A 10,644-nucleotide genomic window follows, 5' to 3' on the forward strand; every position below is an offset into this window, starting at 1 on the left:
TGGGCCGGCAGGGCCAGGGCCATCGTGCCGCCCGAGTACTACGCCAGCTCGTCCGAGGGCTACGCGCAGCTGTTGCGGCAGCGTGGCTATCGCGACGACGAGATCGGCACCCATGCGGGCCTTGCCGATACCTCGCTGCAGTTGGCCGTGGCTCCGCAGATGGTCCGGCTGGACACGTTGCAGCACGGGCCGAAGCCTGGGCAGGCCGACGGCGTCTACGGCGGCGATCCTCGCCGCGCCTCGTCCGAGCTTGGTCAAATGGGCATCGATGCTATTGTGTTGCACACCGTCGACGCCCTGAAGAAAGACACCCAGGGGCGCTGACGCCCCGGCATTCTCCCACCTCCATACAAGCTGTCCGCACATGGCCATTGCCCACTCCTTGCGTTCCCTCCGCCTGTCCCGCCTTGTTCCGTTCGCGCTCGCTGCCGCGTGCATCGGCGGCAACGCCTTGGCGGCTTCGCCCGTCAACACGGTTGCCGGCATGCCGCCGGTGGTCAATCCCGCCAACATCTACAGCGAGTCCGGTCTCGGCCATGTAAGCCCCGAGGTGGCCAAGGACCTGCCGCGCATCTACGTGCCGAACCTGCGCTCCAACGACGTCTACGTGATCGATCCGGCCACCTACAAGGTGGTGGACAAGTTCAAGGTCGGCGAGGGTCCGCAGCACGTCGTACCGTCGTGGGACATGCGCACGCTGTGGGCGACCAACAACGCCGAGCGCAAGAACGACGGCAGCCTGACCCCGATCGATCCGCGCACCGGCAAGCCGGGCAAGCCGGTCGCGGTGGACGATCCGTACAACATGTACTTCACGCCCGACGGCAAGGAGGCGATCGTGGTGGCCGAGGCGCATGCGCGCCTGGACTTCCGCGACGCGCACACCATGGCGCCGCATTCGAGCCTGTCGGCGCCGGAGTGCAAGGGCATCAACCATGCCGAATTCTCCATCGACGGCCGCTATGCCATCTTCACCTGCGAGTTCACCGGCAAGCTCACCAAGATCGACATGGTGAACCGCAAGGTGCTTGGCTATCTCGACCTGTCCAAGAAGGGCATGCCGCAGGACATCCGCGTGTCCGCCGACGGCAAGACCTTCTACGTGGCCGACATGATGGCCGACGGCGTGTACCTGATCGACGGCGACAGCTTCAAGCAGGTCGGCTTCATCAAGACCGGCGTGGGCACGCATGGCCTCTACCCGAGCCGCGACGGCAGCAAGCTGTACGTGGCCAACCGCGGTTCCAACAAGATCCACGGTCCCAGGCACGGCAAGGGCAGCGTCTCGGTGATCGACTTCAAGACGCAGAAAGTGGTGGCCAACTGGCCGATCCCCGGCGGCGGCAGCCCGGACATGGGCAACGTCAGCGCGGACGGCAAGACGCTTTGGCTGTCGGGCCGCTTCGACGACGTGGTGTATGCCATCGACACCACCAGCGGCGCGGTGCGCTCCATCAAGGTCGGCCAGGAGCCGCACGGACTCACCGTGTGGCCCCAGCCGGGCCGCTATTCGCTGGGTCATACCGGCATCGTGCGCTGAGCTTTCTGCTCACGCCGGAACACCAACGCCTGCCCCGCAAGGGCAGGCGTTTTCATGTGCGGCATGTGCGCTGTCATGCGTCTGTTATCGCCTTTTGGCGCCCTCATGGTTAAATTGTGAACTAGAGCACATTTTTGACATGACTCATGGAGCGCGGCATGAAGGGGAAGCAGCGGGTCGGGCGGTGGATATGCCGGGTGTTCCGGCACAAGTGGGAACGCCCCGAGCCCGGCCGCCGGGAGTGCGGGCGCTGCGGCCGCATCGAGCAACGCACCTGGCGCCTGAGCTGAGTTGCGGAGCGCTGGGAATCGGGACTGACGTCCCCACATCGAAGGCTTCCACGCCGAGGAGGCCGCATGATTCCGTTTTCCATACTCGATCTCGCACCGGTCACTGAGGGCAGCAACGCCTCGCAGGCGTTCGCCAACACCCTGGACCTCGCGCAGCGCGCCGAGCGATGGGGCTACACCCGCTACTGGCTGGCCGAACACCACAACATGCCCGGCATCGCCAGCGCGGCCACGGCCGTGCTGATAGGCCATGTGGCCGGCGGCACCTCGACCATTCGCGTCGGCGCCGGCGGCATCATGCTGCCCAACCATGCGCCGCTGCAGGTTGCCGAACAGTTCGGCACGTTGGCCTCGCTCTATCCGGGGCGCATCGACCTGGGATTGGGGCGTGCCCCCGGCACCGATCATCCAACGGCGCGCGCGCTGCGCCGCTACTTCGACAGCGCCGAAGCCTTTCCCCAGGACGTGGCCGAGCTGCTGGCCTACTTTGAACCGGCCACGCCGGAGCAGCCGGTGCGCGCCGTGCCTGGCGCCGGCATCGAGGTGCCGGTCTGGCTGCTCGGCTCAAGCCTGTTCAGCGCGCGACTGGCGGCGGCAATGGGCCTGCCGTTCGCGTTCGCCTCCCACTTCGCCCCGGATGCGATGGACGAAGCACTGGCGCTGTACCGCCGTGACTTCAGGCCTTCCGCGCGACTGCAGGCGCCTTATGCGATGCTGGGCATCAACGTGGTGGCTGCCGGCAGCGATGCCGAGGCGCGACGCCTGTTCACCACGCAGCAGCAGAGCTTCATCAACCTGCGTCGCGGTCGGCCCGGCCTGATTCCTCCGCCGATCGACGATATCGAAACCTACTGGACGCCCACCGAGAAGTTCGGCGTGGAACGCGCGCTGGCCTGCGCCGTGGTCGGTGATGCGAACACCGTGAAGGACGGGCTGGAAGCGTTCGTGGCAAGGCACCGCCCCGACGAGCTGATGGTCACCGCCAACGTGTTCGAGCACGAGGCGCGTTGCCGTTCCTTCGAGGTGGTGGCGAAGCTGAGGCGGGAGATGGCCGCCGCCTAACCGGCGGACACCTGTAGGAGCGCATCCTGTGCGCGACCACGGCGCCTCGTTGCCACCGCGACGCAGGTTTGTCGCGCACAGGGTGCGCTCCTACAGCGAAGCAAGTGCAACTCAGCTTGAGCGACGTTCTACCGAAGGTCTTGCCGGCAGTTTGCTGGCAATGGCGCGGGGCACGGGTGATGGCGTCGGCCCGGCGAGGCCGATCTCTGTAGGAGGACACCCCGTGCGCGACCGCGGCGTTGGTTCGTCACCGCTTCGCAGGCTATCGCGCGCTGGGTGCGCTCCTGCATAAGGAGGCGAGGGCGCTGCGGCGCGATTCAGGGCTGGGCAAAGTTCTGCCGCAGGTCCTGCTGGCACCTCGCCAGCAGCTGGGCAGGAAAGCGGGTGATGACGTCGTCGGTGTAGCCGGCCTCGCCGTCCAGCAGGCCTTGTTCGATGAGCTGCTGGCACATGGCCAATCGCTGCGCCGCGTGCAGCACGCGACTCATGGGTTGTTCCATCGCCTCGGGCGCGACTTCGGCGTGCTCGACCAGCGAATCGAGGACCACCGGCGGCAGATCCCAATGACGACCGGCCTGCACGCTCAGCCGGGCGGCGATGCGGGCGCAGCCGGCAATGAAGGAGGCCGAGCAGGCGGGCAGGGGCTGGCCAAGGTCCTTGTCGAGCAACCGCGCCATGGCGCCCAGTCCGGCGTAGCCGACCAGCCCGGCCAATTGCGCCTCGAACGGGTCGCATTGCCCCTTGCTGAGGAACACCGCGGCATGGGCGCAGCGCTCCGCATGGTCCCACAGCCTCTGGCCGATCACCTGGCCGTTCGTGCCGGCGCTGGCCATCAGGATGGGCTTCATCACGTAGACCGACACCACATGGCGCAGGCCGACCTGGCCCAGCAGCACCACGGCGTGTTGCAGGCTGCCGATGGGATGGGCGGTGCGATACGCCACGCTGCCGGTCACGCGCATCACTTCACCCACCAGCACCGGGTCGCGGCGGATCAGGTTGGCCAACTGCGCGCCGTTGAGGTTGTCGCTCTTCATGGCGCGCATGAGCTGCGGCAATACCGTGGGCATGCGGGGCAGCGTGCGCACATCGAAACGGCCCTCGTCGCACAGTTCGCCCAGGCGCTGCAGCATCGCCTGTTCGCGGCCCGGGCTGGCGCTGTCGCCGGCGTCCAGGGGAAGGTTGAGGATGAAGCGGTGGAAGCGCTCCTCGACGTCATTGCATGTCAGGTGGCCGAGGCCCGTGCCGTCGGGGCTCGCGGAGGTGTCGCGGACGGGCGCAGCCGGACGTGGCGCCGCCGTTGCAGGGCCGCGCTCGCGTGCGAAAAAACGCCACCAGTAACCCATCATCGTCCCTCTAGCTCCCTCACGTCGCGCCCCCGCTCCGCTTCTGTATCGGCACGAAAGCGCAAACATGTAGAGGTGCAGGTTGAACCTGCGACGGGTTGCTCAAGCCGTGCCGTTTTCCCGCGGACGATCGATCCAACGGGTCGCGCCGAGACCCGCGAGCCGACCGCTGGCGAAGCAGGCCGTGAGCAGGTAGCCGCCGGTGGGGGCCTCCCAGTCCAGCATCTCCCCGGCGCAGAACACCCCGGGCAGAGCGTTGAGCATCATGTGCTCGTCCTGAGCCTCCAGGCGCACGCCGCCGCCGCTGCTGATCGCTTCCCCGATCGGGCGAGGCCGCTTGAGTACCAGCGGCAGGCGCTTGATGGTGCGCGCCACGGTCTCGGGGGCATGGAACTGGTCGCGATCGAGCACTTCGTGCAGCAATGCCGCCTTGACGCCGGCAAGGCCGGCCTGGCGTCGCAGATGCTCGCTCATCGAGCGGCTGCCGCGAGGCCTGGCAAGGTCGCTGCGCAGGCGGTCGAGCGTGCGATCGGGGGTGAGATCCAGCGCAATCGTGGTCGATCCGTGCGCGGCAACGGCATCGCGCAACATGCCGGAGAAGGCGTAGATCAGGCTGCCCTCGATGCCGGTGGCCGTGATGACGCATTCGCCTTGGCGCGCATGCTCATGGCCATCGACATCGCGCAGATGGATCACCACCGGCTTGAGCGGTGCTCCCGCGAAGCGGCTGGCGAGGTGATCGCTCCAGCCAATGTCGAAGCCGCAGTTGGAGGGCACCAGCGGTGCCACCGATACGCCGCGTTCGGCGAGCCACGGTTGCCACGCACCATCGGACCCGAGCTGCGGCCAGCTGCCGCCGCCAAGCGCCAGCACCACCGCGTCCGCGCGGATCGCGCGTTCGCCTTCGGGCGTGTCCATGCGCAGCGAGCCATCCGCATGCCAACCCAGCCACCGATGATGCACGTGGAAGCGCACGCCGCTTTCGCGCAGGCGATGCACCCAGCCACGCAGCAGGGGTGCCGCCTTCAGGTCGCTGGGAAACACACGGCCGGAGCTGCCGATGAAGGTTTCCACGCCCAGGCCCCGCGCCCAATCGCGCAGCGCGTCGGCGTCGAAGGTTTCCAGCCATGCGCCGACTTCCTTCGACCGCGAACCGTAGCGCTGCACGAAATCAGGCTTGGGTTCGCCATGCGTGAGGTTCATGCCGCCCTTGCCCGCGATAAGGAACTTGCGGCCTACCGAACCCTTGGACTCGAAAACGTCAACCTCGATGCCGGCGGCGCGCGCCGTTTCCGCCGCCATCAGGCCGGCGGGACCGCCACCGATGACGGCGAGGCGGACGTGGGTGTCCGGAGCAGGAGACATGGCGGGCGTCAGTTCGGCGGCGTGGCCGTCATGCGCGACTGCGGTTCGACCGATACCGTCGCGGTGTCGCTCATGATCTGCAGCTGGCCGTCCTGGATCAGGCACTGCAGGCGCATGCCGCGCTCGGACATGCCCGCGAGCAGGTCCACCGTTTCAGTGGGAATATCCAGCACGGTGAGGTTGCGGTTGCGGCCCAGCGAGCTGCCGATCTTGTCCCACCAGATATCCGCGCTGCGGCCGCTGTAATTGATGACGACCACCTGTTGGGCGCGCCCGCAGGCCTTGCGGATGCGCGCCTCGTCCGGCTGGCCAAGTTCGATCCATTGCTCGATCTCGCCGGTGTACGCCTTGCGCCACAGCGCCGGTTCGTCGTCGTCGCTGAGGCCCTTGCCGAACTCCAGGCGCTCATCGGCATACAGCGCGAACGCCAGCAGCCGCACCATCAGGCGTTCGGCTGTTTCGGACGGATGCCGCGCCACGGTCAGCGCATGGGTGGCGTAGTAATGCCGGTCCATGTCGCTGACCTGGAGCTCGGCCTTGTAGATGGTGGCGTTGAGGGCCATGGGCGTGCCTGCGGAGGTAACCACCCATTGTACCGGCCCAGGCGGTCCGTCGTTCCACGGCGGAGCATCAGCTGCGCGGCAGTAGATCCAGCAGCGGTTTGACCAGGTCCATGGGCAACGGAAACACGATGGTGGATGCCTTGCCGCTGTTGGACATGTCGGCCATGGTCTGCATGTAGCGCAGCTGCAGGGCCTGCGGTTGCTGGGAAAGCATGGCGGCGGCATCGCGCAGCTTTTCCGCGGCCTGCAGCTCGCCGTCGGCATGGATCACCTTCGCGCGCCGCTCGCGCTCTGCCTCGGCCTGGCGCGCGATGGCGCGCACCATCGTCTCGTTGAGGTCCACGTCCTTGATCTCGACATTGCTCACTTTGATGCCCCAGGGGTCGGTGGCTTCGTCGAGGATCTGTTGCAGGCTGTGGTTGATCGAATCGCGCTGCGAAAGAATGTCGTCCAGGTCGTGCTGGCCCAGCACCGAGCGCAACCTCGTCTGCGCGAGCTGGCTGGTGGCCTGGAAGAAGTCGGACACCTGCAGGATCGCCTTGTCCGGTTCCACCACGCGGAAATACACCACCGCATTGACGCGCACCGACACGTTGTCGCGCGAGATCACGTCCTGCGGCGGCACGTCCATCACCGTCACGCGCAGATCCACGCGCATCATCCGTTGCACGAACGGAACCAGGATGAACAAGCCGGGTCCCTTCGTGCCGGTATAGCGGCCCAGCGTCAGCACCACGCCGCGCTGGTACTCCGGCAGCACCTTGATCGACATGAACAGCAACGCCAGCACCCACACCACGATCACACCGAAGAAGCCGTACATAAGCATCGTCTCCTGAGTTCGACCTAGGCCGGAGTTACCCGCAACAGCAGGCCGTCACGGCCCACGACGCGCACGCGTGCGCCGGCGGGAAGGGCGGCTTCGCAGCGCACGCGCCATTGCTCGCCGCCGATGCGCGCCCAGCCCTCGCCACCGGGACCGATCGCCTGCATCAACTCGCCGGTGGCCAGCAGCATCTGCGTATCGCCGTGGAACAGTCGCGTGCGCCGCGAACGGCGCACCAGCCGCAGCAACAGCACGAGCAGCACCATGGCGGAAAAGGCGATGCCGCCGATCACGCCGAGATTCACCGCATAACCCGGCACGCCGCGGTTGAACAGCATGATCGAGCCGATCACGAAGGCGATCACTCCGCCGATGCCGATCGCGCCCACCGAGGGCACGAGGGTCTCAGCCACGATCAAGCCGATGCCCAGCGTCATCAAGGCGAGGCCCGCGTAATTCACCGGCAGCAGCTGCAGCGCATAAAGACCCACCAGCAGGCAGATCGCACCCGCGACGCCCGGCAACAGCGCGCCGGGATGGAAGGCTTCGATCACCAGCCCGTACATGCCCGCGAGCAGCAGCAGGTAGGCGATGGTGGGGTGGGTCACGAGATCGAGCAGATGCGTGCGCCAGTTGGGTGCGTAATCGCGAAGAGGCAGCCCGGTGGTATGCAGGGTGATGTCGGCACCCGCGACACGCACGCGGCGCCCGTCCGCGCGCGCCAGCAGGGTGGCGGCGTCGCCCGCGACAAAGTCGACGACGTGCTTCTGCACGGCTTCATCGGCCGTGAGCGTCGCGGCGCCACGTACAGCCTGTTCGGCCCAGTCCGCATTGCGTCCATTGAGCTGCGCGAGCGAGCGGATCGACGCGATGGCGTCGTTGAGCACCTTGTTGGTTTCCGCGTCAGCGGATGGCGTCGAGGCGGTGCCCGAAGGCGCCGGCGTATTGCCGGTCGGCAACGGCAACGGATTGGCGCCGCCCAGCGACACCGGTGTTGCGGCGCCCAGGTGGGTTGCGGGTGCCATCGCCGCCACCTGGCAGGCATAGAGGATGTAGGTGCCCGCCGAGGCGGCTCGCGCGCCCGATGGCGCGACATAGCCCAACACGGGCTGACGGGATGCAAGGATGCTGGCGATGATGGTGCGCATGGAATCGGACAAGCCGCCGGGCGTGTCCAACTGCAGCACGATGACGGTGGCGCCGTCGCGTTGGGCGCGCTCCAGGCTGTTGTCGACGTATTCGGCGCTGGCAGGCCCGATGGGGCCGGTGAGTTCGATGCGGGCGGCAAAGGCGCCGGCACGCGCGGTCCCTTCGGCGGCCTGTCCGACTGCCATCACGGCCGTCAGCGCCAACAAGAGGTTGACCGACATCCAGAGCCATCGCATCACGCGGCGCCTCCTCGAAGCCCGCCTTCAGAGTGCGCCCGGGAATGTTTTGCCGGTGTGAGACACCGCGTCAGACGTCAATGTGAACGCATTCGCCTGTCATTCCACGGAAGGTGGATTCCGCGATACGGCGGCATAACCCTGGCAAAGCACCTGCGTCACGGCCCGCTGATGGGTGGCCGTCATGCGCTCATTGCGGGTTCCGGTTGCGAAGCCTGGCAACGCATGGAACGAACGCGTCGGCCTCAGCCGTAAATCGGCCGGCCCTGCGCATCGAGCAGGCCGTGTTCCACCAGCCATTGCCGTGCGTTTTCCGCATCCTGCTCGAACCATGCCCGCGTCGAGCCGAGCCGGAACGAATAGCCCCATGCATCCATGTCGGTCATCAGGCGCTGGCGTCCCACGCCGGGCAGTTCGTCGGCCAGCACGATCTGCAGGTAGCAGGTGGCGTCTTCTTCGGCGATCGAGTCGGTGGCGTCCGTATGCACGGAGGCACGTCGCTCCGCCGGCAGCACGATCAGGTGCCCAGCCTCGTGAAGCAACGAATGCACCGGCGTGTCGCCGCGTGCGTACACGGTGGTGCCGATGATGCCGGCCTCCTCATCGCCCCAGAAACTGCCGGGAATGGCGATGCCGGGTTCGACGCGCAGCAGCTGGAGCCCGTAGCGCGCCAGCAGCGCGGCGGGCGCGTCGAAGCCGATGGCATCGAGGCGCATCACGCTGTCTTCGGCGGGCGGCGTAGGGGACGGGTGTGACATGGATGCATCGGCCGCCTGGGGCGGCGGTGAAGCAAACAGGTCGTGGCACGGGGTGGCCCGTGCCACGATGGCATCAGCCGGCAGGCTTGGCGTGATCAGGCAGCGCCACGGAAAGCTCGAGGATCTCGTGTCCGCTGTCGCGCTCGACGTTGATGTTGATGGCTTCGAGGTCGACGTGGACGTATTTCTTGATCACTTCGAGCAGCTCGTTGCGCAGCAACGGCAGGTAGTCGGGCGCGCCGCGGGTGGAGCGCTCCTGAGCCACGATGATGCGAAGACGCTCCTTGGCGACGGCTGCGGTGGGTTCCGGCTTGCGCTTCAGGAAATCAAGAATACCCATCGCGATCAGCCTCCGAATACGCGCTGGAAGAAGCCCTTCTTGGGCGCGTCGAGGAAGCGCATGACACGTTCCTCACCGAGGATGCGGGCGACGGTATCGCTGTAGGCCTGGCCGGCGAACGAGTTCTCGTCGAGGATCACCGGCACGCCGGCGTTGGACGCAGCCAGCACGTTTTCCGATTCGGGAATGACGCCGACGACGTTGATGCCGAGGATCTCCTCGACGTCCTTCACGCTGAGCATCTCGCCCACGGCCACGCGGGCCGGGTTGTAGCGCGTCAGCAGCAGGTGCTGCTTGATGGCGCCATCGCCACGCTCGGCACGACGCGTCTTGCTGGAAAGCAGGCCCAGGATGCGGTCGGAGTCGCGCACCGACGACACTTCCGGGTTCACCACCACCACGGCGTGGTCGGCGAAATACATCGCCAGGTGCGCACCCTTTTCGATGCCGGCGGGCGAATCGCAGACGACGTAGTCGAAGCCTTCCTTGCCCAGGTCTTCGAGCACCTTCTCCACGCCTTCCTGGGTGAGGGCGTCCTTGTCGCGCGTCTGGCTGGCGGCCAGCACGTAGAGGGTCTCGTAGCGCTTGTCCTTGATCAGCGCCTGCTTGAGCGTGGCTTCGCCGTGCACGACGTTGACGAAGTCGTACACCACGCGCCGCTCGCAACCCATGATGAGGTCAAGGTTGCGCAGGCCGACGTCGAAATCGATCACCGCGACTTTCTTGCCGGCCATGGCAAGGCCCGTGGCAAGCGAGGCACTGGTCGTGGTCTTGCCCACGCCACCCTTGCCCGAAGTGACAACGATAATCTCAGCAGTCAAGGCTCATCTCCGCAAAATGCTTTGTTGTAGTAATGGGCTGTCGTCAAAGCTTGGCGATCAGCAATTTTTCCCCTTCGAGCCAGCATCGCACAGACTGGCCTTCCAGGTCCTTCGGAATTTGTTCAAACACGCGGTAGTGGCCGGCGATGGCCACCAGTTCCGCGCGGAAGTCGGAAATATAGATGCGCGCCTTCTCATCGCCCTGTGCGCCAGCCATCGCACGGCCACGCAGGCCGCCGTAAATGTGGATGCTGCCGTCGGCGATGACTTCGGCGCCGTTGGCCACCGTGCCGGTGACCACCAGATCGCGCTCGCGTGCATAGACCTGCTGGCCCGAACGCACGGTGC

General features: G+C 66.6%; 12 protein-coding genes. 3 read left to right on the top strand and 9 right to left on the bottom strand.

The window, feature by feature from the left end; genetic code table 11:
- The 3 genes from JMF82_RS20775 to JMF82_RS20785 all read left to right on the top strand — a co-directional run.
- On the top strand, window positions 1-324 hold a 324-nt coding region (locus JMF82_RS20775; protein ID WP_201316434.1), incomplete at its 5' end, for a creatininase family protein.
- Window positions 325-364: 40 nt separating this feature from the next.
- Complete coding sequence (locus JMF82_RS20780) at window positions 365-1,540, top strand: YncE family protein (protein ID WP_201316435.1); 1,176 nt, start codon at window positions 365-367, stop codon at window positions 1,538-1,540.
- Window positions 1,541-1,896: 356 nt separating this feature from the next.
- Complete coding sequence (locus JMF82_RS20785) at window positions 1,897-2,892, top strand: LLM class flavin-dependent oxidoreductase (RefSeq protein ID WP_201316436.1); 996 nt, start codon at window positions 1,897-1,899, stop codon at window positions 2,890-2,892.
- 317 nt (window positions 2,893-3,209) lie between these two features.
- Here JMF82_RS20785 and JMF82_RS20790 read toward each other — a convergent pair whose 3' ends face one another.
- The 9 genes from JMF82_RS20790 to minC all read right to left on the bottom strand — a co-directional run.
- Window positions 3,210-4,241, bottom strand: a complete 1,032-nt coding sequence (locus tag JMF82_RS20790; protein ID WP_236585609.1) for an HDOD domain-containing protein — start codon at window positions 4,239-4,241, stop codon at window positions 3,210-3,212.
- A gap of 99 nt (window positions 4,242-4,340) precedes the next feature.
- On the bottom strand, window positions 4,341-5,603 hold the full coding sequence (locus JMF82_RS20795) for a TIGR03862 family flavoprotein (RefSeq protein ID WP_201316437.1): 1,263 nt from the start codon (window positions 5,601-5,603) through the stop codon (window positions 4,341-4,343).
- Window positions 5,604-5,611: 8 nt separating this feature from the next.
- Window positions 5,612-6,166 carry a YaeQ family protein gene (locus tag JMF82_RS20800; RefSeq protein WP_201316438.1) on the bottom strand — a complete coding sequence of 185 codons (555 nt, stop codon included), beginning with the start codon at window positions 6,164-6,166 and terminating at the stop codon, window positions 5,612-5,614.
- Between the two features lie 67 nt (window positions 6,167-6,233).
- Window positions 6,234-6,989, bottom strand: a complete 756-nt coding sequence (locus JMF82_RS20805; RefSeq protein ID WP_201316439.1) for a slipin family protein — start codon at window positions 6,987-6,989, stop codon at window positions 6,234-6,236.
- Window positions 6,990-7,012: 23 nt separating this feature from the next.
- Window positions 7,013-8,377 (bottom strand): nodulation protein NfeD, encoded by a 1,365-nt coding sequence (locus JMF82_RS20810; RefSeq protein WP_307838000.1) that lies wholly within the window; start codon window positions 8,375-8,377, stop codon window positions 7,013-7,015.
- 245 nt (window positions 8,378-8,622) lie between these two features.
- Entirely contained in the window at window positions 8,623-9,135 is a 513-nt protein-coding gene (locus JMF82_RS20815) for a hypothetical protein (RefSeq protein ID WP_201316440.1), read from the bottom strand.
- A 73-nt stretch (window positions 9,136-9,208) separates the two neighbouring features.
- The gene (minE, locus tag JMF82_RS20820) at window positions 9,209-9,475 is read right to left on the bottom strand and encodes a cell division topological specificity factor MinE (protein WP_111981611.1); all 267 of its coding nucleotides are present in this window, start codon (window positions 9,473-9,475) and stop codon (window positions 9,209-9,211) included.
- A gap of 5 nt (window positions 9,476-9,480) precedes the next feature.
- The gene (minD, locus tag JMF82_RS20825; RefSeq protein ID WP_201316441.1) at window positions 9,481-10,296 is read right to left on the bottom strand and encodes a septum site-determining protein MinD; all 816 of its coding nucleotides are present in this window, start codon (window positions 10,294-10,296) and stop codon (window positions 9,481-9,483) included.
- Window positions 10,297-10,339: 43 nt separating this feature from the next.
- Window positions 10,340-10,644: septum site-determining protein MinC (minC, locus tag JMF82_RS20830; protein WP_201316442.1), on the bottom strand; the 305-nt coding region annotated here is incomplete at its 5' end.

The organism is Dyella sp. EPa41 (assembly GCF_016586165.1).
Taxonomy (GTDB): domain Bacteria; phylum Pseudomonadota; class Gammaproteobacteria; order Xanthomonadales; family Rhodanobacteraceae; genus Dyella.